Here is a 23371-nt window from a genome sequence, read left to right on the forward strand (position 1 = left end):
CGGCTCAGCCCGCCAGCGGGGATTTGTCGAGCAGCTTGATCTTGTAGTGATCTTTGAACTGCTGGACGATCCGCTCATAAGAGCCGTCTTCGCGGCCCTTCACATAGGCCTCGGGATAGGTATAGCCCTCCGGCTTCGGCTGATTGATCCATTGCTCGTCGATATCGCTCGGGATCAGTTCATATTGCGGATCCCAGTCTTCGGGGCTTTTCACCCGCGAGATTTTGGTCGCATCGAAATGGGTCTCGACCGGCGCGTCGATATAACGTTCGATATAGGCATCGATATTGTCTTTGGTCAGGATCTCGGCGCGGAAGGTCAGAGCCCGTTCCAGGGGCTCGGGCGTCCAGCCGTTCAGCCGGTCATAGAGGTTCGCGGCCAGCGTATAGCCGATGAAGGACGGATTATTCGCAGCCGAGGCCAGCTGCGTGCCCTCTTTGATCCGGCGCGCCCCGTCAAGCGTGCCATTGGTGCCGACGACCAGGATATCCTTGCCCGGAACCTTGCCGATCGCCCGGATCGCCGCAATCACGCCGGTCGCGGTATCGTCATTCTGCGCGATGATGCCACGGGTATCGGGGAAGCGCGACAGGAGCGCAGCCGCCGCCTTCTGCGATTGCTCCGGCGTCCAGTCGCCGGGCAGTTCACCGGCAAAGGTGATACCGGGATATTCTGCGATGACCTTATCGGCACCGGCGCTGCGCACCACATCCGAACTGTCATTCAGCAACCCGCCGACCCGCACGATGGTGCCCTCGCCGCCAAGCGCCTCGATCAGGACACGGGTCACCTGGCCCAGGCCTTCATATTCGTTCGGCTGGATATGCAGGCTGTAATATTCGCTGGCATCCCAGGGCGTGAACCAGGGCGCATTGCCCCAGACATGGCTCAGCCAGACCTTGTTTTCTTCCGCCACCCGCGCAAGACCCCGGATCGAGCCGCCATCGACCGCCTCCAGCGCGATGCCGCCAAAGCCGCGCCCGATCTGCTGGTTCAGCCCATTGACCTGGATCGACGGATCAGACTGGCCGTCAAAGCTTTCGCCTTCGATGCCAAGCTGTTTCGCGGCGGCATTGAAGGCCTCGGCGATCTGCACCGAAAGCGTTGCGGCATAGCTGAAAGGGGTGAACCCGATCCGCTGCACCGTCTGGGCGCGCAACGCGCCGGCACCAAGCGCCGGTAGCAGGGCCGCGGCGGCCCCCGTCTGCAACAGCGCACGTCTGGAGAGCCCACGCACAGTGGGACGAGAAACTCTGGTCATCATTTTACCTTTGGTTTGATGGTTGTCTGGAAAGGGGCGTCAGGGATTGGCCCCTGTCTGTGCTCCGGCCCCTGTCTGTGGTCAGGCCCGGACCTATGCGCCGGTCTCAAGCGGCAGATCAGGATCCGCCGTCCATTCGGTCAGCGATCCGTCATAGACCGCCACATCATCCCGCCCGAGCGTGGCCAGCGCCAGCGCTTCGACCGAGGCCGCGATGCCGCTGCCGCAATAGGTGATGGTGCGCTTTGACGGGTCGAGCGCGCCCACCCGGCTGAAATGCGCCCGGAGCGCGTCAGGAGATTTCAGCTTGCCGGTCGCTGCGTCAAAAATATCCTCATACCAGACATTGCGGCTGTTCGGGATATGACCGGGGCGCGAAAAGGTGGTGCGCCCGCCCGCATGGGTCACCGGATCAACCGTGTTCAGCAGCAGGATATCATCGCGCGTGATCGCCTCGCGCACCTGCGCCTTGTCGGCGATCAGCTCGGGGCGGCGGCGGGCGGTGAACGTCGCGGGCGGATAATGGGTTTCACCCGATTCAACCGGCCGCCCCTCGCGCCGCCATTGCGCAAGGCCGCCGTCAAGCACCGCCACATTGTCAAAGCCTTCCAGCCGCAGCTGCCACCAGAGCCGCCCCGCCCAATGCTGATAGAAGGCGCCGGGATTGCGGGCCGGATCGAACTGGTCATAGACCACCACGACACTGTCATCCCCGACCCCGAGCGCACCGATCCGCCCGGCAAATGTCGCGGATGGCAATACGGTGAAGGCATGTTGCGCCTGCTGATCGGTCAGCTCCAGCAGGAGATCGGCAAAAGCGGCACCGCTGATATGTTCCTCAATATAGGCATCGCGCCCCGAAGACAGCGTGTAATAGCCATCCTGCCCGTCTTCGGGGAAGGCGAGAACCGTGGTCGCATCGAAGATCCTGAGAGAGGGATCACCGAGCCTGGCCTCAAGCCAGTCACCATCGACAAGGGGGGGAATCGCCGCCATTTTCGCTCCTTATATCCGGCACCGGGGGTTCAAACCGGCCTGATCCGGACTGCTGCGGGCAAAGTCATCTTCATAACAATACTTGTCAACAAGGTGAGTGAAGATTGGAACAGACCATGTTTCTGGCATGGGTGTTTTGGAAAATTTCAGTCAGAAACACGGCCCGCAACAGAAAGCCTGTTAAGCTTTACATCATCAGCTCACTGTGGAATCATGAGGTGATCCGGTCGCGACACCCGCGAAGTGTCCAATATAACCGATCTTATCAGGAAGGGCGTCTCGGCCGATGCATATCTCCGCGAGGACCGATTACGCTTTGCGTGCGATGATCGAACTGGCCGCATATGGCGAGGAGCCGCTGAAATGCGAAACCATCGCCCGTGCGCAGGCGATGCCGCTGAACTTCCTCGTCAATATCCTCAATGAGCTGAAACGGGCCGGGCTGGTGCACAGCCAGCGCGGCACCGAGGGCGGCTACTGGCTGGCCCGTCCGGCGCGCACGATCTCGGTCGGTGAAATCATCCGCGCCATCGAGGGCGAGATCGCCCTGGTGCGCGGCACGCCGCCCCAGTCGGTCGATTACAATGCCCGCAGCCGCCCGCTCCAGGATGTCTGGATCGCCTTTCGCGCCGCGATCCGCGAGGTGCTGGATGAAACCAGCCTTGCAAGCCTGGCCGACGGAAACCTGCCAGACATCGTGCGCCGCCTCAGCGAAGGCCCGCAGCACTGGAAATCCTGAACGCTGCAAGCCTGACGTCCCGGCGTGCCGGGGCCGGGTGAAAGAAAGAGCAATCCACGGGGTCCGGGGGCCTGGCAGCCTGCCCGAAAACCAGGCGCCGCAGCCGGAAACCCAGCAAAAAACTCCCTCCCGCCGAAATTTGCGTTGCTGATTGTTAACAATCATCTATCCTCTGGGGAATCGGGAGGACTTTCATGCTGTTCGAGAAAGTAAGTCTTACGGACCGGGCGATTTCGCACCTGCGCAACATGATTGTTGCGGGCGAGCTGGCGGCCGGGCAGCGCCTGACCGAACAGGAAATCGCGAATTCTCTCCAGGTGGCGCGCGGCACGGTCCGGGCGGCTTTCGCGGCTCTGGAAACCGAAAACCTGCTGGTCCGACGCCCCTATGCCGGCTGGTCGGTGAAAGAGGTCAATCCGGAAGTTCTGCGCGAAAGCTATCAGCTTCGCGGCGCATTGGAGGAACTGGCGGTCCGCTTGCTTGCCAGTTCCATAGATCAGGACAAATCCGACAGGCTGACCGAACTGGGCCAGCAGCTCAGAGCCGCAGAGATATCCGGGATCGCCGGGGATCGGGTCAAGGCCGATCTCGGCTTTCACAGTGGCATCGTCGCGCTTTGCGGGAACGGGCTTCTCAAACGGCAATATGAGGCGATCTCGGGCCATACCGAATGGCTCTATCGCTGGTCAGAGCTGAACTGGCCATCCCGGATCAATCTGATCGAATGGCATCAGCCGATGATCGACGCGATCCTCGCAGGCGATGCCGGGGCCGCTGTCAAAGCGGCGCAGGAGCATACCGAACGCAGCCTGAGCGACGATGAACGCGATCTGAACAATCAAAACAAATGACAACAGGGACAATCAGATGACATCTTTCCCTCTCACCGGCCCGCGCTCTGGCCTGAACCGTCGCGGCTTTCTGGCGGCGGGTTCTGCACTTGGTCTATTGCTGCCGCTTGGCATGGCCCGCGCCGAAAGCGGGGCGCCGGTCAAAGGCGGCGTGTTCAATCTGGGGATGGCCGGGGGCAGCACCGACAACTCACTCGACCCACGCGCTTTTACCCAGCAGGTCCAGCGGGTGATCGGGGTTGCGGTCTGCAACCAGCTGGTCGAGGTGCTGCCCGATGGCACGCTGGCGCCCGAACTGGCCGAAAGCTGGGACAGCACCGATGCCATCACCTGGGTTCTGAAGATCCGCAGCGGCGTCACCTTCCACAACGGCAAAACACTTGATGCCACTGATGTGGTCTATTCGGTCAATCTGCATCGCGGCGAAGACACGACCTCGGGCGCGAAATCGTTGTTCAACACGATCAGCGACATTCAGGTGACCGCGCCGGATGAGGTGACGGTGGTGCTTGACAGCGCCAATGCTGAATTCATGCGCGTCTTCGCCGATTATCACGCGATGATTGTGCCCGATGGCTTTACCGACTGGCCGAACCTGACCGGCAGCGGCGGCTACCGGCTTGTCAGTTTTGACCCTGGCGTGCGGGCGGTGCTGGAACGCAACCCGGATTATTGGAAATCTGATCGCGCGCATGTCGATCAGGTGGTGATCCATGTGATCAATGACGGCACCTCGCGGCTGGCGGCGTTGCAGAGCGGCATGATCGACGTGATAAATCAGGTCGACCGTAAGGTCGTGCCTTTCATCCGCGACAATCCGAAACTGGAACTGGTGCGCTCTCCCGGGGCAGTCCACTGGACCTTTATCTGCGCCGCCGACAAGGAACCGACCAGCAACAATCATATCCGCCAGGCGCTGATGTATGGCTGCGACCGCCAGGCGATGCTGGATCTGGTGATGGGCGGGCTGGGCTCGCTGGGGAATGATCACCCGATCTCGCCCGACAGCCCCTATTACAATGCAGACCTGCCGCAGCGCCTGTTCGACCCGGAACGCGCGCAATTCCATCTCAAAGCCGCCGGGATGGAGGATTTCAGCATCGACCTCTATACATCTGAGGCGGCGCTGCCCGAGGCGATTGACCTCTCGATGGTCTATGCCGCCAAGGCGGGGCCAGCGGGGCTGAAGATAAATGTGCAACGCCGCCCGGCGGATGGCTATTGGAACGACGCCTGGATGAAGCAGCCTTTCGCGGTTTCAAGCTGGCTGAACCGCCCGATCGACCAGACCTTCTCGCTGATCTATGGCACCGGATCGTCCTGGAATGAAAGCTACTGGTCGAATGAGCGCTTTGACGCCCTGCTGGCCGAGGGCAAGGCCGCGCTTGATTTCGACCGCCGCAAAGAGATCTATGGCGAGATGCAGGCGATCCTGCACAATGAGGGGCCAAGCGCGATCCCGGTCTTTGCCGATTTCCTCGATGCAAAATCGGTGCGGGTCAAAGGGTTTGAGCCAAGCAATGTTGCAGACCTCTCGGGCGACCGCATCATCGAGCGGATCTGGCTGGAGGGCTGACCGCCGCGCCAGGGCTCCGGGCGCATCGCGTGCCGCCCGGACCGTTCCGGTGACCGGAAACCCGGTCACCGTCCTCATAACCGGAGAACTGCATGTCCCTCACCTCCGTCTGGTGTGAGCCGGACCTGACCGCCCAGGGGCGCCAGGTCGGCTGGATCCGTGTCGAGCATTCTGTCCATCGTTCCGCCTATGGCACAATCGCTATTCCTTTCGCGGTTTTCGCCAATGGCGAGGGGCCGACGATCCTTCTGATGGCGGGCTCGCATGGGGATGAATATGAGGGGCAGCTTGCTCTGACGCGGCTGGTCCGCAGCCTCGATGTCAGCCGCATCAGGGGCCGGATCCTCGTGCTGCCGGCGGCAAATCTGCCAGCTGTTGTCGCGGGCCAGCGCACCTCTCCGCTTGATGGTGGCAATCTCAACCGCAGCTTTGGGGATCACTATACCGACACCCCAACCGGGCAGATCGCGGCTTTCATCGCTGAAGAGCTGCTGCCGCTGTGCGATGTGATGCTGGATCTGCATTCGGGGGGCAGTTCGCTGCGCCATCTTTCCTGTTCCTATGCCGATCTGAGCTGTGATCCCGTGATGGCGGCCAGAACCTTCGCCGCGCTTGAGGCGATGAACGCGCCCCTGTCCTGGGCGCAGGCGGGGATCCCTGCCGCGCCCGTCGCCGGACGGGCGGCTTTGCGCAAGGGGGTCATGCATCTCTCGGGCGAATTTGGCGGCGGCGGGGCGCTGAATGCCGCCGATCTGAATGTGGCCGAGCGCTGTATCTACCGCCTCCTCGATCATCTCGGCATCCTCGAAATGGCTGCGGAATGGCGGGCGGAAATCGCAACCCGCTTCGTCTTCAACACGCAAGCCCATTTCACCTATGCCCCGGGCGAAGGCGTATTCGAGCCCCTGGCAGCGCCGGGCGATGTGGTGGAAAAGGGCCAGGCTGCCGGCTGGATCCACCGGCCGGAACGCCCGGAAGACGCCCCGGTCGCCTTGCATTTCGCCAGCGACGGGATCGTTGCGGTGACGCGCGCGATGGGGCGCTGCCTGCCTGGCGACTGCCTGTTCCATTTGCTGGAGGAGACACCGCGCGCGGCTGTCCTTGCGGGAATCAAGGCACTGAAATGATTGACTTCCGGTCTGATAACAGTTGCCCGCCATCGCCGGAACTGCTCGATGCCCTCGCGCCGGTCCTGCGCCATGGTCATTCGCCCTATGCCACGGATGAGATCACCCAAAGGGTCGAACGCCGCTTTTGCGAGATCTTTGATCGCGATCTGCGCTTTTTTCCGCTGTTTTCCGGCACGGCGGCGAATGCGCTGGCCCTGACACAGCTCGCGCCACGTTTTGCCGAAGTGATCTGTCATCGCGACTCTCATATCAATCTCGACGAATGCGGCGCGGTTGAATTCCAGTCGGGGACCCGGCTGCTGCCTGTCGGGGGTACGGGTGGAAGGATCACACCCGACACGCTGCCGCCCCTTCATGACAGCCGGGATCCACACCGGATGCGCCCGGCCGTGCTGTCGCTCAGCCAGTGCACGGAACTGGGCACCGCCTACCGCACCGCCGACATCCGGGTGCTGACCGATCCGGCACGGGCGGCCGGGCTGGGCGTCCATATGGATGGCACCCGTTTCGCCAATGCCCTGGCGACAACCGGCAGCACGCCGGCGGATCTGAGCTGGCGCGCGGGTGTCGACATCCTCTGTCTTGGCGCGACAAAAAGCGGCGCGACAGGAGCCGAAGCGGTTCTGATCTTCAACCCAGACCAGGCGACCGGGTTTGACCGGCTGATGAAACGCGCCGGCCATCTGGCATCGCGGCTCTGGTTCCTTTCGGCCCAGATCGACGCCTGGCTGGAAAATGACCTCTGGCTGCGGCTGGCCGCGCATAGCAATGCCATGGCGAGCCAGCTTGCCGGTCTTATGAGGGCCGCAGGTCACACCCCGCTTTATCCGGTCGAGGCGAATATGCTGTTTTTTGCCGCCAGCGCCGGGCAGAGCGAGGCCCTGAGCCAGGCCGGTTTTGCGCATTATCTGATTGCCCGGTCAGACGGACAGACCGCGATCCGGCTGGTCACTTCACATGCCACAACCGGCGCGGATATCGAGCGGCTGGCGGCGGTGCTGCCCGGCATCCTCGGGCATGACGACAAAGCCTTACAGACCGCCGCCGCCATCTGACTGACGCCAGGCGGTCGGTGACAGGCCGACCACCCGGCGGAATTCGCGGCTGAAATGGTAGATGTCGCTGAAGCCGCAGGCATCGGCCACCGCCGAGACCGTAACCCCCTGGCGCAAAAGCAGATCCTGCGCACGCTGGATCCGCTGCCGCCGCAGCCAGTCGCGCGGTGTCGTCTGAAGATGCGCGCTGAACAGCCGGCGCAGCTGTGCCGCGCTCATCCGGGCGGTTGCGACCATGTCTTCCGCCGTCCAGCGCAGCTCGGGGCGGGCACCCATCGCGGCGATCAGGCGCATCAGCGCGGGCGGCAGGCGGTCGCTTTCAAGTGCCAGCCGTTCGGCGTTCAGCAGCGACCAGAGTTCGGCGATCTGCCGGTTGATCAGCAGGTCCTGGTTCTTGCTCCGCTCGCGCATCAGATCAAAGAGACGGGAAAACCAGTCGGCAACCGCCGCTCCGCGCGCAATCGGGATCCGCCCTCCGGGGCCGAACAGCAGGCGCACCATCTCTGTCGCCTCGGCCCCGGTGATGCGCAGCCAGTACAGCACCCAGGGGTCCTGTCGGTCAGCGAAATGGCCATGCGGCTGATCACCCGCAATCACCGCACAGGTCGAGGGACCGATCCGGCGCAGCTCCTCGCCGATGCGGATCGTCCCCTGCCCTTCCCGGCAGTAAAGCAGATCGAAACCCGGCGAAGACATCCGGCTGATCGCATAATCCGGGCCGCAGATCACATGGCCCGCCCGGGCCACTCGGGCAAGCGCGCCGTCCCAGCGGGGATCCGGCAGCGTATGCAGGTTTTCGACAAAAACCGTTCGTTTTTCGTGGGGCGGAATCATGCGCGTTTTATACAAATAATTGATCTGAGAGTCCATTTTAGAATGACGCGCGACAGGTCATAACCGCCACAGGAGGGGCCGCTGCAGCCATGGCGCGCGGTTCGGAGGATCGGATTTCATTTCGAAGACAGAGGGAGGGCCGGGTCATGCTCATGCCGACCAGGGACCAGCAGAACCGCTATGCGGAAGATGGCTTCTATATCGTCAAAGGGCTGCTTTCAGCCGAAGAAGTCACCAATTTCCGCGACCACGCCCGCAAGCAGCTTGAAGAAGAAGCCCGCGAAGGCAGTGTCATGGCCAAGGGTGACCGCGATGGCAAAAGCACGCTTCTGAAAATGTGGAACACCGCCGGCGATGACAAATACGGGCTTCTGGCCCGTGACCAGCGCATGGTGTTGCAGGCCGAGGCACTTCTGGGCGAAGAGGCCTACCTTTACAGCCATAAGATGACCATGAAACAGCCGCGCGAGGGCGGTGCCTGGGAATGGCACCAGGACTTTGGCTACTGGTACAATAATGGCTGCCTGCGCCCCGATATGCTGTCGATCTATATCTCGCTCGACAAAGCAACCAAAGAAAACGGCTGCCTCCAGGTGCTGAGCGGCACGCATAAGCTCGGTCGTCTCGACCACGTCCGCGAAGACGGCCAGACCAATGTGGCGCGCACCCATCTCGAGGCCGCCATCGAGCGTTACGAGCATCTTTATGTCGAGATGGAAGCCGGTGACGCGCTGGTGTTCCACGGCAATCTGCTGCACCGCTCGGATGCAAATAACAGCGACACCTATCGCTGGGGTTACATTTGCTCTTATAACGCCGTCTCGAATGCGCCCTTCGCCCGTCTGCGCGAATATGGCAATTACGAAGAGATGAAGCCGGTTCCTGCCGGCAGCTTCATGGCTGCCTGACTTCGGTTCTCCTGAGCCATTGTGGCCCGCGACGGCGGGCCATTCGCCATCCCAGAAAGGCCCTGATTGCGGCCATCCCGGAAAGGAAGCTGATGACAGGGTCTCTGGCACAGCCTGCCGCAAAAGCGGCAAAAAAGCGGTTCCTGCGGTTCGGCGGGCGCGAAACCGGCGTCGCGCTGGCCCTTCTGGTCATGTGTATTGCGCTGACGCTGCTCAATGACCGCTTTCTCACAACCAACAATCTGCTGAATATCGGGCGTCAGGTCTCGCTTCTGGGGATCATGGCGGTCGGCATGACTTTCGTGCTCGCCTCGGGCGAAGTCGACCTCTCGGTGGGGTCGATTTATGCGTTTTGCGGCCTCGTGACCGGCATGGTGATCGTCGCCGGCTACGGGCTTTTCGCGGCCCTGGTGCTGGGCATCCTGGCCGGGATTGTGATCGGCATCATCAACGGGCTTTTGTCGACCTATGGGCGGCTGCCTTCGCTGATCGCGACGCTGGGCATGTTGTCGATGGTGCGCGGCGCGGCGCTGATCCTGACGGATGGTCGCCCGGTGACCGTCAATGCCAAAAATGGCGCCGCGCCGGATGTGCTGGCGCAGTTCACCTTCCTTGGTCAGGGCTCGGCTGCCGGCATTCCGATGCAGCTTGTGTTCTTTGCCCTGATCGCGCTGGCGGGCTGGTTCCTGCTGGCGCGGACCTCATTTGGGTTCCGCGTGCTGGCGGTGGGCGGTTCAACAAAGGCGGCACGCGTCTCCGGGATCTCGGTCGAGCGTGTCAAGATCGCAGCCTTCGCGCTGATGGGTGGCCTTGCCGCCTTCGCCGGCATCCTGTCGATTGCCTTCCTGCCTTCGGGCCAGGCCGGGCGCACCGGACTGGGGCTGGAGCTGGATGTGATCGCGGCCACCATTGTCGGCGGCACATCGCTTGCGGGCGGCGAAGGCACCATCATCGGCACCATCCTTGGTGTGCTGATCATCGGCGTGTTGCGCAACGGGCTGGTGCTGACCGGGGTTTCCCCATTTGCCCAGGAGTTCCTGATCGGCCTCGTCATCGTGGTCGCGGTCGCCATTGATAAATGGACCATCCGGGAACGCCGGATCTGAAGACCCCGAACGGGGCGATCATGCGGGAGGGCATGATCGAAAACAACAAAGAGGGAGGACCTAGGATGAAAAAACTGCTTGGAACCGCGCTGGTCGCGGGGCTTTCCTGGCCGATGCTGGCCGGGGCTGACCCAATCAATGTCAAGGATTTCGCACTGGCGCCGCGGATCGCTGAAAAGGTGGCTGCGGGCGAAGAACTGAACATCTTTGTCTCGTATCACGATGTCTCGAATGAATTCGCGCCGCAGATCCGCGCGGGCGTCGAGCGCGGCGATGCGCTGGACAAGGTCAAAGCGAAATTCATCGGCCCGGTCGGCGCCAATGCCGATGGCCAGATCAATGAGATCGAGGCGCTGCTCGACACGATGGACGGGCTGGCGATTTCCTCGGTCTCGACCGATGCGCTGGCACCGATCATCGACCGCGTGGTCGAGGCCGGGATCCCGGTCATCACCTACAACACCGACAATCCCGACAGCAAACGCATCGCATTCGCCGGCCAGGATCTGATCCAGTCGGGCCGCGAAGCCGGCAAGCTGATGTGCGAAGTTCATCCCGAAGGCAAGCTGCTGATCCTGACGCTGGACGCAGCAGCGCAATGGTCGCTCGACCGCGAAAGCGGCGCGCGCGAGGCGATGGCGGCCGATTGCCCCGCAGCCGAGGTGGTGCAGACCGTCAATACCGGCACTGACCCGCAGGAAATGTATGCCGCGATTGAAAACGCCATGCTCGGCAACCCGGAAATCTCGGGGCTTCTGAGCCTTGAATGCTGCACCACTCCGGCAGCCGGTTCCTGGGTGGATCGCAATGGTCGCGCGGGCGAGGTCAAGATCGTCGGTTTCGACCTGCTTGATCAGACGGTCGAGTTTGTCGAGAACGGGGTAATCCAGGCGACCATCGACCAGGCTCCGGAAGCCCAGGGCTTTGCCGCCGTTGATCTGCTGGCGAAGTTTCTCAACGGCGAGACCATTGACGATCTCGACACCGGCGTCGGCATCTTCACCTCTGCAAATATCGCAGACCTGAACTGATCAAAGCGTCCCGGGCCCGTCAGGGCCCGGGACGTTTCCCGGACAGTTTCTGAACAGATCGGCACGGAATGCAGATGGACACGTCCCCCGTCGTCAGTTTTCAGCGGATCGGCAAATCTTTCCCCGGTGTGCGCGCGCTCTCGAATGTGTCGCTGTCGCTGAACCCGGGCGAGATCCATGCCGTCATCGGTGAGAATGGCGCGGGAAAATCGACGCTTATGAATATTCTCGCGGGCGTTCTGGCGCCAAGCGAGGGCACGCTTATGCTGGATGGCAAACCCCTGCGGCTGTCCTCGCCGCTGGACGCGCGGCGGCGCGGGATCGCCGTGGTGTTCCAGGAACTGTCTTTGTGCCGTAATCTCTCGGTCGGCGAGAATGTAATGCTGCCGGCGCTCGCAGAGATCCCGTCCTGGCAGCTGATCCGGCGGGCGCGCGCCCAAGGACAATCCCGTGCAATCCTCGCCCGGCTGGGGATGGATATCGACCCCGCGACACCTTTGCGCGATCTGTCAGTGGCCCAGATGCAACTGGTCGAGATCGCCCGCGCGCTGGCCCGCAAAGTGCGGGTCCTGGTGCTGGATGAGCCGAATTCGGCACTCTCGCCGCATGAATCCGAACATCTGTTCAATATCATGCGCCAGCTGCGCGCGGATGGTGTGGCGATTGTCTATATCTCGCATCACCTGAGCGAGGTTCTCGCACTTTCCGACCGGATCAGCGTCATGCGTGACGGCGAACTGGTCGAAAGCCTCACCGATCTGACCGGGGTCGAAGTGCCGCATCTTGTCGCCGCGATGGTCGGGCGCGATCTGGGGGATGCCGCGCCTTACGGGCTGACCCACCCACCGCGCGACACGGCACCTGTTCTGTCCCTGCGCGACTTCCGGGTACCGGGCGAGATCAACGGCATCTCGCTTGATCTGCGGCCCGGCGAGATCCTCGGGATCGGCGGTCTTCCCGGCAGCGGCAAGGATATCCTGGCCGAAGCGATTTTCGGCCTCTGCCCGCGTTCCGGCACGGTGACGATTTCCGGCCAGTCACTGCCGGCGCAGAAGCCGATGGCTGCCATTCGCACCGGTATCGCGCTGATCCCGGCGGATCGCCGCAATGGCGGCGCGCTTTTGTCGATGTCGGTCGCGCAGAATGTGGTCTCCTCGACGCTCGACCACCATTCCAGGATCGGCGTATTGCTGAATGCCCTGATCGGCGAAACCGCAGGTCAGCAGATCCGCGCCTTTGACGCCCGCGTATCCGGGCCGGGCCAGGTGATGGGCACGCTTTCGGGCGGCAACCAGCAAAAGATCATCCTCTCGCGCGGCATTGTGTCAGAGCCGAAGGTCCTGATCCTGCATGAGCCGACCCGCGGCATCGATGTCGGCGCGAAGGCTGAAATCTACGCGATCCTCAAGCGCCTCGCCGAAGAGGGGCTCGCGGTTCTGATGATCTCATCGGAACTGCCGGAGCTGGTGCTGCACGCGAACCGGGTGGTGATGATGGCGCATGGCGAGGTCTCGCGCGATTTCACCGGAGCAGAGATTTCCGAGCAAAATCTGATGATGGCGGCAAGTGTGCAGCCCGCGCATCTGTCCGAAGTGGAGGGGGCAGCATGAAGAAACCGGTTATTACCGTTGTCGGCAGTTTTGCGGTTGGGATGACGATCAGAACCCCCACCCTGCCGATTTTTGGCCAGACAATTCTGGGGTCTGATTTTGATATGGGGCCTGGGGGCAAAGGGTCGAACCAGGCGGTCGCCACCGCGCGGCTTGGGGCGGATTCCGCGCTGGTCGCCTGTGTGGGAAATGACGCACTGGCCAAGATCGCCACCGATATGTACCGCGCCGAAGGGGTGAACGCCCGCCATGTGACCGAGTTGCCGGACCGCGCAACCGGGGTGGGGTTCATCATCCTCAACACCGAGGGCAACAATTTCATCATCCTCGATATGGGCGCGAATAATGCGATGGATGCCGCCCAGGTCGATAAATCCGCCGACCGGCTGGCCATGTCGGATGTGGTGATGACCGTGCTGGAAATCCCCGATGCCGCCGCCTCGCGCGCGATGGAACTGGGCAAAGCCTCGGGGGCGCGGACGGTGCTGAACCCGGCCCCGGCCCGTGCGCTGCACCCGTCGATCTTCAAACATGTCGATGTGCTGATCCCGAATGAAAGCGAGCTGCGGATTCTGCTGGGCCTGAAACCTGACGACCCGACCCCTTCGCGCGACCTTGCGATCCGTCTGCGCCGTCTGGGCGTTGGCACCGTGGTGGTGACGCTTGGCCGCGAGGGCGTTCTGATCCTCTCGGACGAGCATGACCTGCATATCCGCGCCCCCGAGGTCGCCGTGGTCGATACCACGGGCGCGGGCGATGCGTTCTGTTCGGGCTTTGCCGTGGCGCTGGCCGAGGGGAAATCCATCCCCGATGCCGCGCGCTATGGCACGCTTTGCGGCTCCTGGGCCTGCACGAAACTCGGCGTGGTGCCATCCCTTGGGCGGCGCCATGAAATCGAAACCTTTGCCAGGGAACTCCAATGAAACGCGGTCGTATCCTCAATGCCGAACTGAACCACGCCATTGCCTCGATGGGGCATGGCGATCTGATGATCGTCTGTGATGCAGGCTTTCCGATCCCAGATACCACCTGGCGGGTCGATCTCGCGATTGAGAAAGACCTGCCAGACCTCGGACAGATTCTGTCGCTGATCGCCTCGGATTTCGTGGCGGAAAAAGTGGGCTATGCCGACAATCTGCCGACCAATAACCCGGTGCTGCTGGACAAGGTGAAGACCCTTTTCCCGGATGCCGATCACGAGATGACCACCCATGCCAATATCCTGGGTGCTATGGCGGCACAGGCCAAAGTGATCGTGCGCACCGGCGCTTTTGACCCCTGGGGCAATATTCTCTTGTGGTCGGGCGTAGATGTGCCGAAATGGTTCGACAAGCCGGGCGTGATCGCACCGCCGGAATATGCGCGGAAGCTGAAAGCCTGATGCCGAAGATCTTTGACTGGGCCGCGCAACCGGCCGAGCGCATGGTAACGGTCGGCTCGCTCCGGGCGGGGAAAGGCACCCCCGCCCGCCACGCCCAGGTCACCGCCGATACCGCCGAAGAGGCCGCAGCCGCCGAGGCCGCCGGGATCGAGATGGTCGTCTGCCGTGCCGCCAATGTGACAACGGTACGGCGCGGATCGAAGCGGGTCTTTGTGACGGCGGCGCTTGGCTTCGCCGAAGCGATTACCGAAGATGAGATCCTGCGCACCGCCTTTCGCGCGCTGACCGATGGTGCCGATGCGGTGATCACCGCGCGGCGTCTTTCCATCGTCAGCCTGCTGGCGGCCGAAGATATCCCCGTCATGGGCCATCTGGGCTTTGTGCCACGCAAAAGCACCTGGACCGGCCGCACCCGTGGCGTCGGGCGCGAGCCTGGCGAGGCAGAGGAGCTCTGGCATCGCTTCCGTCGTCTCGAAGAGGCCGGTGCCTTCGCGGTCGAGGCCGAGCTGGTCGCAGCACCTTTGCTCGCGGCGATCACCCGCAAATCGGGACTGGTCACCGTCTCGCTTGGCTCTGGCCCGGGCGGTGATGTCGCGTTCCTGTTTACCTCGGATATCATCGGCGACAGCCCGCGCCTGCCACGCCATGCCCGGTCATGGGGGGATGTGGCCAGCCTGCGCCAGCAGATCGTCACCGAACGGCAAAGGGCGCTGACCGCCTTTCGCAGCGAGGTCGCCGGCGGCAGCTACCCGGCGCCTGGTGAACTGATCCACCCCGAGAGCGACCCGGAGCTCGACGTGCTGCTCGACCGGCTCAGCAACGCACGCTGATCTGCCGGCCGCGCGACAGGACAAAGGCCCGCGCAGGGCCTTCACCATCAGACAAAACCGGACAGCCGCATTGCTGAACACCGGCGGCTGGCGATTGGTTCCGAGTTTCGGCGCGACCCACACCATTTCCTCGTCCAGCCAGATCAGCAGGGCACGGCGCCACTTCAGCGCGTGGTTGTGACTTTCCCGGATCAGCGTATTGGCCCGATCCCAGGCAACCCGCCAGCGCACCGGATCATCGGCCTGGCGCGCGGCCGGATCTGCCGTTTCGCCTTCTTGCTGCCGGGCGAAGATAACCACCGCCGCGGCATTGTCGAAAATCCTTTCGCCGATGCCGCACAGGCTTTGACTTCGAAGGCATCCGGGTCACGCCGCCAGGGGTGAGCGCGGGTTACCTCGCAAGAGGAGTTTGCCTTTGGTTTTGCCGGCGGACAAGCCTGTCACAGTCACGCGGATGCCACGCCGATACGGTATCAGCTGCTGCGATAACCCGGCGCCTGTTCCAGAAACGCGCGCAGGCGGGGCGTCATGAAATCGAGAAACGCGCGGACACGGCGCGGCATGTGATCGCCGCCCGGGAAGACGGCATGCACATCTTCATTGTCACCGTCGACGGCCCCGGCAAGCACCTCGACCAGGGTGCCGCGCGCGAGATCCTTGCGGATATGAAACTCCCCCATCCGCGCAAGGCCCATTCCGGCCAGCGCCATCTGACGCACCGTCTCGCCATTATTTGCCAGAAGCGGGCCATTCACGCGGTTGTCGATGATCCGCGCGCCCTCCTTCAGCTGCCAGACAGGCGATGAACGGCGGAAATTAAGGCCAAGGCAGGCATGATCCGCCAGGTCGGCACCGCTTTGCGGCACACCGCGCCGGCGCAGATAGTCGGGCGAGGCCACGATTTTGCGCGCCGCATGGCCCAGACGGATCGCGGTCAGACCCGAGCTTGCCAGCCGCCCCACCCGAAACGCCACATCCGTGCGGTCGAGATAAAGATCCACGACCTCATCCGAGATCGAAAGATCCAGGGTGATATTCGGATATGCCTGCCAGAACTCCGGCAGCAATGGCTGTATCGCCACCACCCCCAGCCCGACCGAGGCCGAGACCCGTACTTTGCCGGTGATGCTGGCCGCGCCCTGGCGCAGATCGGCCTCGATCGCGTCCATCTCCGCCAGCAGGTTCAGGCTGCGTTCATAATAGACCTGCCCCTCGCCGGTGAGCGAAAGCCGCCGGGTCGAGCGTTCAAGCAGCCGCACGCCAAGCCGCGTCTCGATCCGCCCGACCAGTTTCGAGACCGTGGAAGGGGTCATGAACAACTGCCGGGCCGCCTCGGAGAAACTGCCGGATTCAACCACCCGCAAAAACACCTGCATCTCGCCTGCGCGGTTGTCCATCCCCGTCCCCTGCCCCTCTCAGCGCATCCAGGAAATAATTTCACAGATGATGCGAAGATCGAAGGAATTATCAAGCCCTCGCAGCAGGTCTATCTGGGGGCAACGCCAGCCGCCCGATGGATCTGGCAAAGGAGAACAGGATGCAATTTGTAAAGACCCATGGGGCTGTGATCCCGGCGCTTGGCTTTGGCGTGTTCCGCATGTCTGACCCCGAGGTGCAGGCCATCATCCCGGCTGCGATCGCGGCCGGATTTCGCCATTTCGACACGGCGCAGATCTATGAGAACGAGGCATCGCTGGGCCAGGCGCTGAAGACGTCGGGCCTGCCGCGCAGCGAGCTGTTTCTGACCACCAAGGTCTGTGTGGCGAATTACACAGCAGATCATTTTGCGGCTTCGGTCGATGAAAGTCTCGACAAGCTCGGAGTCGATCAGGTTGATCTTTTGCTGGCGCACTGGCCCGGCGATCAGGTGCCGGTTGCGCAACAGATCGACTGGTTGAACGAGGCCCTGGCAGCGGGCAAGACCCGCCATATCGGCGTCAGCAATTACAACCGCAGCCAGCTGCGCAGGGCAACCGAAGCCAGCGCAGCCCCCATCGTGACCAATCAGATCGAGATCCACCCCTGGCTCGATCAGTCAGAGATGGCCACTCTGGCGCGGGAAACCAGCACATCCCTGACCGCCTATTTTGGCATGGCCGACGGCGCGGTGCCAAAGGATCCGCTGATCGCCGGGATCGGCGCGGGGTATGGCAAGACCGCCGCCCAGGTCGGGCTGCGCTGGCTGATCCAGCAAGGCTTTGTCGCCCTGTCGAAAACCGCCAACCCCGCGCGTGTGACCGAGAATTTCGACATCTTTGACTTTGAGCTGACCGGGTCCGAGATGGCAGCGATCAGCGGCCTTGCCCGCGCCGATGGCCGCATCGTCTCGCCCGCAGGTCTGGCACCTGACTGGACCGCCTGAGGATAGCCCATGGAAAACCGCAAACTGAACTGGCCGTTGCTGGCCCTCGCCGTGGGGGCCTTTGCCATCGGCGTGACCGAATTCTCGCCGATGGGGATGCTGCCGGTGATCGCGCGGGGGGTCGGGGTCTCGATCCCTTCCGCCGGGATGCTGGTCAGCGCCTATGCCCTCGGGGTGATGATCGGGGCACCGGTCATGACGCTGCTTTTCGCGCGCTTTGGCAAACGCACGGCGCTGATGGTGCTGATGGCGATTTTCACGCTTGGCAATCTGATGTCGGCGCTGTCGCCTGATTACTGGACGCTGCTGGCCGCGCGCGTGGTGACCAGCCTGAACCATGGCGCCTTCTTCGGGCTGGGTTCGGTCGTGGCCGCAAGCCTCGTTCCGAAAGAGAAACAGGCCAGCGCGGTCGCGACCATGTTCATGGGTCTCACAATCGCCAATATCGGCGGCGTGCCGGTGGCAACATGGATCGGACAGGTGACCGGATGGCGCGAGGCCTTTGCCGGGACGGCGGCCCTTGGCCTTTTGACCATCGCCGCCCTGTGGCTGGCTTTGCCGCAGGGCAGCGCCGGCGCACGCCCCGAAATCGCGCGTGAACTGCGCGTCCTGACACGGCCGCCGGTGCTGGTGGCGCTGGCCACGACGGTGCTTGGGGCCAGCGCGATGTTCGTGCTTTACACCTATGTCGCGCCGGTGCTGGCGACCCTGGCAGGCGCGTCGGACGGGTTTGTGACGCTGGCGCTGGTGCTGATCGGGCTGGGCTTCACCTTCGGGAACTGGCTGGGCGGCCGAATGGCCGACTGGTCGCTGGAAGGAGCAACGGCGACATTCCTCGCGACGCTTTCGCTGATCATGCTGGTCGCGCCCTTTGCCCTTGGAACGCTTCCCGGTGCCGCGATCACACTGTTTCTCTGGGGGGCAGCCGCTTTTGCCATCGTGCCGCCGGTGCAGATGCGGGTGATGCAGGCCGCAGCGGATGCGCCGGGCCTTGCCTCTTCGGTGAATATCGGGGCCTTCAACCTCGGCAATGCAATCGGAGCGGCGCTTGGCGGCGCGGTGATCGCGCTGGATCTGGGCTATAGCGCAGTGCCGGTCGCGGGCGGGTTGACCGCGGCGGCGGGGCTGGCTCTGGTCTGGTTAAGCCGCCGGAACCCGGCAGGAATGCCCTGCAAGGCATAAGGTAAAGGCGCGCGGACTCTGGCCCCCGCGCCCTGCTATTTCAAACAGCGCCCGATCAGGTCAGGCGGGCGCGCAACCCTTCGGTGATGGCGGCACTGCCGCTGTCGCCGCCCAGATCACGGCTGATCAGCCCATCGGCAATTGCCGCGCTGACGGCAGTACGGATCCGGGTTGCGGCCGCCGAGAGGCGGCTGTCTTCATGCCGCGCCGCCAGCCATTCCAGCATCGACGCCGCCGAAAGCACGGTGCCATAGGGGTTCGCGACCCCCTTGCCCGCAATATCCGGGGCCGAGCCATGTGCCGCCTGGAAAAGCCCCTGCCCCTCGCCAACCTCGGCCGAAGGGGCAAGCCCCATGCCGCCAATCGTCGCGGCTGCGAGATCTGACAAGATGTCCCCGAACATATTCTCGGTCACGATCACATTGTAATGGCCCGGCTTTGTGACCAGATACATCGCCATCGCGTCGATCAGACCATGCTCGGTCTGAATATCCGGATACTCCACCGCCACCTCGTCAAAGATCGCGCGGAAAAACGCATAGCTGCGCAGCACATTGGCCTTGTCGACACAGGTGACACGCTTCACGCCATCTGCAGGCGCGCCGTTCGAGGCCCGTGCCAGCTCGAACGCCTTGCGCACGATGCGTTCGACCCCTTTGCGGGTCTGAACCAGGGTATCCACCGCCATCTCGCCGCGCAGCTGCGCGCCGGCGCCCCGGGCGGCGTAAAGCCCTTCGCTGTTCTCGCGCAGGATGATGTAATCGATATCTCCGGGCTTCACGTCCGCCAGCGGCGAGCGGATGCCGGGATAAAGCCGGATCGGGCGGATATTGGCGTAAAGATCCAGCTCGAACCGGAGACGCAGCGTGAAATCCAGCCCGGCTTCGGTCCCGTCAGGATGGACGACGCCCGGAATTCCCGCCGCGCCATGTAAGACCGCGTCCGCCCCCGCACAGGCGCGGAAGGTGGTTTCCGGAAAGCTCTCGCCGGTTCGGCGATAAAGCTCGGCCCCCGCCGGATGATCGGCAAAGCGCAGCGGGCAGTCATTCCCGAAGGCCGCGCGCAGCACCTCGACGCTGGCGGCCGCCACTTCGGGGCCGATGCCGTCACCGGGGACGACCGCAATATCATAGGTCTCTTTCATCATCAGACCTCAAATACAGCGCCCGCCATCGACTTCCATCGCGACGCCGGTGATCATCGAAGCTTCTTCGGAACACAGGAACGCGGCCGCATTGCCCATATCCTCGGGCGTCGAGAACCGGCCAAGCGGGATCGAAGCGAGGAATTTCGCGCGGATCTCGGGCGTGTCAGACCCCATGAAGGTGGAGAGAAGCGGCGTATCGCCCGCCACCGGGTTGATCGCATTGACGCGGATCCCGAACGGGGCAAGCTCCACCGCCATGGCGCGGGTCGCAGTGATCACCCAGCCCTTGGAGGCATTGTACCAAGTCAGATTGGGGCGCGGCGAGACCCCGCCGGTCGAGGCCACATTCAGGATCGCACCGGCTTTCTGCGCTTTGAAATGCGGCACCATCGCCCGGGCACCGTGATAGATCGAGCGCATGTTCACATTGGCGATCCGGTCGAAATTCGCCTCGCCCAGCTCATCAAGCGGGGTTGGCAGATGGCCCACGCCGGCATTGTTGACCAGCACATTCAGCCCGCCAAAGACCGAAAGCGCCAGATCGCGTGCGCCCGTCATGCCTTCGGCGCTTGCCACATCGCCGATGAAGGGGCGGCAATCAGCGCCAAGGCTTTCCGCCACCCGTTCAGCATTGGCCTGATCGCGGTCCATCAGCACGACTTTCGCGCCCTCGGCCACGAATTTCCGCACGATCCCTTCGCCAAAGCCCGAACCGCCGCCGGTGACGACAGCAATCTTACCACTCAGTCGCATCATATCTCCTTCGCGGGGCTTTGCCCCCCCGCCAAACGCCGGCAGAATGGGGGAAAGCCGGCGCCGGTGACAGCCGCATTATCTGAACGCGCGATCAGGTTTCCTTCCTTGAGCGCAGCCGCGCGCCGGGTATTTTGTGCCGCAGAGACCCGGCGATCTGACCGGCCGGAGGGAATGACATGACTGACTGGACCAGCCGCGCGCGCGCGCTTTACGATGGCGGCTTCCGCCCGATGTTCCTTGATGGCCAATGGGTCGGCGCCGTCTCGGGCGAGGTGATGGAAGCCCGCAATCCCGCCACCGGCGCCCTGCTCGCCACCGTCCCGAAAGGCGGCGCTGCCGATATCGACGCCGCCGTCCGGGCCGCACGCCGCGCTTTTGAGGGGCCGTGGTCGAAATTCACCCCCTTTGAACGCCAGGCGCTTCTGTTGCGTATTGCCGAGCGGTTCGAAGCGGAATGGGAAGATCTGTGCCTTTCGGACACGCTGGATATGGGGATGCCGATTGCCCGCACCCTGGGCAATTCACGGCGCGTCCTGGGAATGCTGCGGTTCTACGCAGGTCAGGCCGTGGCGATCCATGGTCAGACCATCCCGAATTCCTTTCCCGGCGAGATCCTGTCACAGACGGTGAAAGAGCCCATCGGCGTCGTCGGCGCGATCATCCCCTGGAATGCCCCGATTGCGGGATCGGTCTGGAAGATCGCACCGGCGCTGGCAACCGGCTGCACGGTGGTACTGAAACCGTCAGAGGAAGCCTCGCTGACCGTGCTGATGATCGCACGGCTGATGGCAGAGGCGGGCCTGCCTGAAGGCGTGTTGAATGTGGTGACAGGAACCGGAGCCGATGCCGGCGCGGCGCTGGCGGCACATCCCGATGTCGACAAGATCGTCTTTACCGGCTCGACCGCCACCGGTCAGGCCATTGCCCGCGCCGCCACCGGCACGCTGAAACATGTCTCACTGGAGCTGGGCGGCAAATCACCGGTCATCATCTGCCGCGACGCGGATATCGACAAGGCGGTCCCCGTGGCCGCGATGGCGGTCTTTGCCAATTCCGGCCAGATCTGCATCGCCGGATCGCGCCTGTTTGTCGCGCGCGAGATCCATGACGATTTCGTCACACGCGTCGCGGATTATGCCGCGAAGCTCAGGATCGGCGACGGGATCGCCCCGGAAACCGACATCGGCCCGATCATCTCGGCCCGGCAGAGCCAGCGGATCGAAGGGTTCCTTCACACCGGCCTGGAAGAGGGCGCCGAGGCCTATACCGGCGGCAACAGGCTTGAGCTTCCGGGGCTTGAGGGCGGCAATTTCATCGCGCCTACCGTCTTTGGTGGCGTCACCGATGAGATGACCATCGCCCGCGAAGAGATCTTCGGCCCGGTGATTTCCGCCATGCCCTTTGACACGCTGGACGAGGTGGTGCAGCGCGCCAATGCCACGCCCTACGGCCTCGCGGCGGGAATTTTCACGACGCATCTGGGCACCGCGCATAAACTTTCGCGGCGCATCCGTGCCGGATCGGTCTGGGTGAATATGTATCACGCCATCGACCCCGCCGTGCCGTTTGGCGGCATGAAAATGTCGGGCTATGGCCGCGAGGGCGGGCTGGAGCACCTGAGCGAATATCTTGAGACCAAGGCGATCTGGATCAATACCGACTAGATGCGGCCCAGTTCGGTGCGGATCAGTTCGATCAGCTGTTCGGAATAGCTGTGCTGGACATAGCCCTTCGCGGTCAGGATCCCGACCGCGCGGGTCGAGCCCGGATCCGAGATCCGCACCACCCGGAATTCGGCCGTCGGCATCATCGGCACCGCAATTTCCGGCACCAGCGCCACACCAAGCCCGGCCGAAGCCAGCGCAATCGCAGTATAGGCGTTCTGAACCTCATATTGCAGGTTCAGCGAGATGTCCTGATCTGCAGCCAGCCGGTCGATCTGTGCCCGGATCGCGGTCTGGCGGTCCAGCAGGATCAGCGGGAAACGCGCCACCTCTGACAGCATGAAACGCTGCGCGCCCTCGTCGAAATCGGCGGGGATACAGGCGACGAGATGGTCTTCGAGGATCGGCTCGAACTGGAAATCGCTGAGCCCGGGCACTTCCGGCCCGATATAAAGCTCGACCTCCTGCTCCTGTAAAAGCGCAAGCGCGCCATTGGGCGGCGTTTCCTTCAGATCCACCAGGCTGCGCGGATAACGCAGCTTGAAGGTCGCAAGGATACGCCCGAGCCGGGTCGAGGCGAGGGTGGGCGCACAGGCTATCCGCACATGGCCACGCCGCTGCGCCGCGACCTCAGACAGGCGCGCCAGGCCGGCCTGCACCTCGGCCATCGCATGGCTGACCTGTTCATAAAGCACCCGCCCTTCCGAGGTCAGATTGGCGCGTTGCGGCGTACGGATGAAAAGGCTCATCCCCACCTGCGCCTCGAGATCGCGGATCTGCATCGACACGGCCGAGGGCGAGCGGTTGCTTTCTTCGGCCGCGCGGCGGAAACTGCCATGCTCTGCCGCCAACAGAAAGGTCTGCAGCAATTTAAGATTGATATTGCTTGCAGCCATGACGGCCCCCCTGTGACAAGATCGTAGCCCCGGGGCGGGCTGCTGTCAGCCTTTCC

Annotated in this window: 22 protein-coding genes and 1 pseudogene; 15 read left to right on the top strand and 8 right to left on the bottom strand. The window is 63.3% G+C overall.

The window, feature by feature from the left end; translation table 11 throughout:
• Nucleotides 1-4: 4 nt before the first annotated feature.
• Both BLW25_RS21660 and BLW25_RS21665 read right to left on the bottom strand, forming a co-directional pair.
• Nucleotides 5-1261 carry a sugar ABC transporter substrate-binding protein gene (locus tag BLW25_RS21660; protein ID WP_171909705.1) on the bottom strand — a complete coding sequence of 419 codons (1257 nt, stop codon included), beginning with the start codon at nt 1259-1261 and terminating at the stop codon, nt 5-7.
• A gap of 93 nt (nt 1262-1354) precedes the next feature.
• Nucleotides 1355-2257, bottom strand: a complete 903-nt coding sequence (locus tag BLW25_RS21665) for a sulfurtransferase (protein ID WP_092902811.1) — start codon at nt 2255-2257, stop codon at nt 1355-1357.
• A gap of 286 nt (nt 2258-2543) precedes the next feature.
• Here BLW25_RS21665 and BLW25_RS21670 point away from each other — a divergent pair, with 286 nt between their 5' ends.
• The 5 genes from BLW25_RS21670 (at nt 2544) to BLW25_RS21690 (ending at nt 7608) form a co-directional block, all read left to right on the top strand.
• On the top strand, nt 2544-2996 hold the full coding sequence (locus tag BLW25_RS21670) for an RrF2 family transcriptional regulator (RefSeq protein ID WP_092904073.1): 453 nt from the start codon (nt 2544-2546) through the stop codon (nt 2994-2996).
• Between the two features lie 194 nt (nt 2997-3190).
• Entirely contained in the window at nt 3191-3847 is a 657-nt protein-coding gene (locus tag BLW25_RS21675; protein WP_092904075.1) for a GntR family transcriptional regulator, read from the top strand.
• A gap of 16 nt (nt 3848-3863) precedes the next feature.
• Nucleotides 3864-5423, top strand: coding sequence for an ABC transporter substrate-binding protein (locus BLW25_RS21680; protein WP_092904077.1), 1560 nt, complete (start codon nt 3864-3866; stop codon nt 5421-5423).
• Nucleotides 5424-5515: 92 nt separating this feature from the next.
• On the top strand, nt 5516-6550 hold the full coding sequence (locus BLW25_RS21685; RefSeq protein ID WP_092904079.1) for a succinylglutamate desuccinylase/aspartoacylase family protein: 1035 nt from the start codon (nt 5516-5518) through the stop codon (nt 6548-6550).
• Nucleotides 6547-7608 (top strand): threonine aldolase family protein, encoded by a 1062-nt coding sequence (locus BLW25_RS21690; RefSeq protein WP_092904081.1) that lies wholly within the window; start codon nt 6547-6549, stop codon nt 7606-7608. Before BLW25_RS21685 ends, BLW25_RS21690 begins: the two co-directional genes overlap by 4 nt.
• Here the strand turns inward: BLW25_RS21690 and BLW25_RS21695 are convergent.
• The gene (locus BLW25_RS21695; protein ID WP_171909706.1) at nt 7585-8442 is read right to left on the bottom strand and encodes an AraC family transcriptional regulator; all 858 of its coding nucleotides are present in this window, start codon (nt 8440-8442) and stop codon (nt 7585-7587) included. The two genes, BLW25_RS21690 and BLW25_RS21695, sit on opposite strands and share 24 nt — an antisense overlap.
• 146 nt (nt 8443-8588) lie before the next feature.
• On the opposite strand from BLW25_RS21695, the gene BLW25_RS21700 reads away from it, so the two are divergent.
• From BLW25_RS21700 to BLW25_RS21730, 7 genes are all read left to right on the top strand, one after another.
• A complete protein-coding gene (locus tag BLW25_RS21700) occupies nt 8589-9350 on the top strand; it encodes a phytanoyl-CoA dioxygenase family protein (protein WP_092904085.1) in 762 nt (253 codons plus the stop codon).
• Between the two features lie 92 nt (nt 9351-9442).
• Complete coding sequence (locus BLW25_RS21705; RefSeq protein WP_092904087.1) at nt 9443-10456, top strand: ABC transporter permease; 1014 nt, start codon at nt 9443-9445, stop codon at nt 10454-10456.
• Between the two features lie 65 nt (nt 10457-10521).
• On the top strand, nt 10522-11487 hold the full coding sequence (locus BLW25_RS21710; protein WP_216279474.1) for a sugar ABC transporter substrate-binding protein: 966 nt from the start codon (nt 10522-10524) through the stop codon (nt 11485-11487).
• Nucleotides 11488-11561: 74 nt separating this feature from the next.
• On the top strand, nt 11562-13097 hold the full coding sequence (locus BLW25_RS21715; RefSeq protein ID WP_216279475.1) for a sugar ABC transporter ATP-binding protein: 1536 nt from the start codon (nt 11562-11564) through the stop codon (nt 13095-13097).
• Complete coding sequence (locus tag BLW25_RS21720) at nt 13094-14020, top strand: ribokinase (RefSeq protein WP_092904091.1); 927 nt, start codon at nt 13094-13096, stop codon at nt 14018-14020. The genes BLW25_RS21715 and BLW25_RS21720 overlap by 4 nt, the downstream gene beginning before the upstream one ends.
• The gene (gene rbsD, locus BLW25_RS21725; RefSeq protein ID WP_092904093.1) at nt 14017-14478 is read left to right on the top strand and encodes a D-ribose pyranase; all 462 of its coding nucleotides are present in this window, start codon (nt 14017-14019) and stop codon (nt 14476-14478) included. Before BLW25_RS21720 ends, rbsD begins: the two co-directional genes overlap by 4 nt.
• Nucleotides 14478-15308, top strand: a complete 831-nt coding sequence (locus BLW25_RS21730; RefSeq protein WP_092904095.1) for a 3-methyl-2-oxobutanoate hydroxymethyltransferase — start codon at nt 14478-14480, stop codon at nt 15306-15308. The genes rbsD and BLW25_RS21730 overlap by 1 nt, the downstream gene beginning before the upstream one ends.
• A gap of 27 nt (nt 15309-15335) precedes the next feature.
• Here BLW25_RS21730 and BLW25_RS25120 read toward each other — a convergent pair.
• Together BLW25_RS25120 and BLW25_RS21740 are read right to left on the bottom strand one after the other, a co-directional pair.
• Nucleotides 15336-15503: pseudogene (locus tag BLW25_RS25120) on the bottom strand (transposase); the annotation flags it as partial.
• 278 nt (nt 15504-15781) lie between these two features.
• Complete coding sequence (locus BLW25_RS21740; protein WP_092904099.1) at nt 15782-16705, bottom strand: LysR family transcriptional regulator; 924 nt, start codon at nt 16703-16705, stop codon at nt 15782-15784.
• Between the two features lie 140 nt (nt 16706-16845).
• Between BLW25_RS21740 and BLW25_RS21745 the strand changes: the two genes are divergently transcribed.
• Both BLW25_RS21745 and BLW25_RS21750 read left to right on the top strand, forming a co-directional pair.
• Entirely contained in the window at nt 16846-17670 is an 825-nt protein-coding gene (locus BLW25_RS21745; RefSeq protein ID WP_092904418.1) for an aldo/keto reductase, read from the top strand.
• A gap of 9 nt (nt 17671-17679) precedes the next feature.
• Nucleotides 17680-18852, top strand: coding sequence for an MFS transporter (locus tag BLW25_RS21750; protein ID WP_092904101.1), 1173 nt, complete (start codon nt 17680-17682; stop codon nt 18850-18852).
• 55 nt (nt 18853-18907) lie between these two features.
• Here BLW25_RS21750 and BLW25_RS21755 read toward each other — a convergent pair whose 3' ends face one another.
• Together BLW25_RS21755 and BLW25_RS21760 are read right to left on the bottom strand one after the other, a co-directional pair.
• Nucleotides 18908-19996 (bottom strand): isocitrate/isopropylmalate dehydrogenase family protein, encoded by a 1089-nt coding sequence (locus BLW25_RS21755; protein ID WP_092904420.1) that lies wholly within the window; start codon nt 19994-19996, stop codon nt 18908-18910.
• Between the two features lie 9 nt (nt 19997-20005).
• Nucleotides 20006-20752, bottom strand: a complete 747-nt coding sequence (locus BLW25_RS21760; RefSeq protein ID WP_092904103.1) for a glucose 1-dehydrogenase — start codon at nt 20750-20752, stop codon at nt 20006-20008.
• A gap of 179 nt (nt 20753-20931) precedes the next feature.
• Between BLW25_RS21760 and BLW25_RS21765 the strand changes: the two genes are divergently transcribed.
• The gene (locus BLW25_RS21765) at nt 20932-22419 is read left to right on the top strand and encodes an aldehyde dehydrogenase family protein (RefSeq protein ID WP_092904105.1); all 1488 of its coding nucleotides are present in this window, start codon (nt 20932-20934) and stop codon (nt 22417-22419) included.
• Here BLW25_RS21765 and BLW25_RS21770 read toward each other — a convergent pair.
• Nucleotides 22416-23315, bottom strand: coding sequence for a LysR family transcriptional regulator (locus tag BLW25_RS21770; RefSeq protein ID WP_092904107.1), 900 nt, complete (start codon nt 23313-23315; stop codon nt 22416-22418). The genes BLW25_RS21765 and BLW25_RS21770 overlap by 4 nt on opposite strands.
• Nucleotides 23316-23371: the final 56 nt, after the last annotated feature.

Source organism: Rhodobacter sp. 24-YEA-8, assembly GCF_900105075.1.
Lineage (GTDB): Bacteria > Pseudomonadota > Alphaproteobacteria > Rhodobacterales > Rhodobacteraceae > Pseudogemmobacter.

Bases quoted from the DNA above. Each gene is read 5' to 3' on its own strand.
- BLW25_RS21660 (WP_171909705.1), bottom strand. From the start codon at position 1,261: ATGACCAGAGTTTCTCGTCCCACTGTGCGTGGGCTCTCCAGACGTGCG.
- BLW25_RS21665 (WP_092902811.1), bottom strand. From the start codon at position 2,257: ATGGCGGCGATTCCCCCCCTTGTCGATGGTGACTGGCTTGAGGCCAGG.
- BLW25_RS21670 (WP_092904073.1), top strand. From the start codon at position 2,544: ATGCATATCTCCGCGAGGACCGATTACGCTTTGCGTGCGATGATCGAA.
- BLW25_RS21675 (WP_092904075.1), top strand. From the start codon at position 3,191: ATGCTGTTCGAGAAAGTAAGTCTTACGGACCGGGCGATTTCGCACCTG.
- BLW25_RS21680 (WP_092904077.1), top strand. From the start codon at position 3,864: ATGACATCTTTCCCTCTCACCGGCCCGCGCTCTGGCCTGAACCGTCGC.
- BLW25_RS21685 (WP_092904079.1), top strand. From the start codon at position 5,516: ATGTCCCTCACCTCCGTCTGGTGTGAGCCGGACCTGACCGCCCAGGGG.
- BLW25_RS21690 (WP_092904081.1), top strand. From the start codon at position 6,547: ATGATTGACTTCCGGTCTGATAACAGTTGCCCGCCATCGCCGGAACTG.
- BLW25_RS21695 (WP_171909706.1), bottom strand. From the start codon at position 8,442: ATGATTCCGCCCCACGAAAAACGAACGGTTTTTGTCGAAAACCTGCAT.
- BLW25_RS21700 (WP_092904085.1), top strand. From the start codon at position 8,589: ATGCTCATGCCGACCAGGGACCAGCAGAACCGCTATGCGGAAGATGGC.
- BLW25_RS21705 (WP_092904087.1), top strand. From the start codon at position 9,443: ATGACAGGGTCTCTGGCACAGCCTGCCGCAAAAGCGGCAAAAAAGCGG.
- BLW25_RS21710 (WP_216279474.1), top strand. From the start codon at position 10,522: ATGAAAAAACTGCTTGGAACCGCGCTGGTCGCGGGGCTTTCCTGGCCG.
- BLW25_RS21715 (WP_216279475.1), top strand. From the start codon at position 11,562: ATGGACACGTCCCCCGTCGTCAGTTTTCAGCGGATCGGCAAATCTTTC.
- BLW25_RS21720 (WP_092904091.1), top strand. From the start codon at position 13,094: ATGAAGAAACCGGTTATTACCGTTGTCGGCAGTTTTGCGGTTGGGATG.
- rbsD (WP_092904093.1), top strand. From the start codon at position 14,017: ATGAAACGCGGTCGTATCCTCAATGCCGAACTGAACCACGCCATTGCC.
- BLW25_RS21730 (WP_092904095.1), top strand. From the start codon at position 14,478: ATGCCGAAGATCTTTGACTGGGCCGCGCAACCGGCCGAGCGCATGGTA.
- BLW25_RS21740 (WP_092904099.1), bottom strand. From the start codon at position 16,705: ATGGACAACCGCGCAGGCGAGATGCAGGTGTTTTTGCGGGTGGTTGAA.
- BLW25_RS21745 (WP_092904418.1), top strand. From the start codon at position 16,846: ATGCAATTTGTAAAGACCCATGGGGCTGTGATCCCGGCGCTTGGCTTT.
- BLW25_RS21750 (WP_092904101.1), top strand. From the start codon at position 17,680: ATGGAAAACCGCAAACTGAACTGGCCGTTGCTGGCCCTCGCCGTGGGG.
- BLW25_RS21755 (WP_092904420.1), bottom strand. From the start codon at position 19,996: ATGAAAGAGACCTATGATATTGCGGTCGTCCCCGGTGACGGCATCGGC.
- BLW25_RS21760 (WP_092904103.1), bottom strand. From the start codon at position 20,752: ATGCGACTGAGTGGTAAGATTGCTGTCGTCACCGGCGGCGGTTCGGGC.
- BLW25_RS21765 (WP_092904105.1), top strand. From the start codon at position 20,932: ATGACTGACTGGACCAGCCGCGCGCGCGCGCTTTACGATGGCGGCTTC.
- BLW25_RS21770 (WP_092904107.1), bottom strand. From the start codon at position 23,315: ATGGCTGCAAGCAATATCAATCTTAAATTGCTGCAGACCTTTCTGTTG.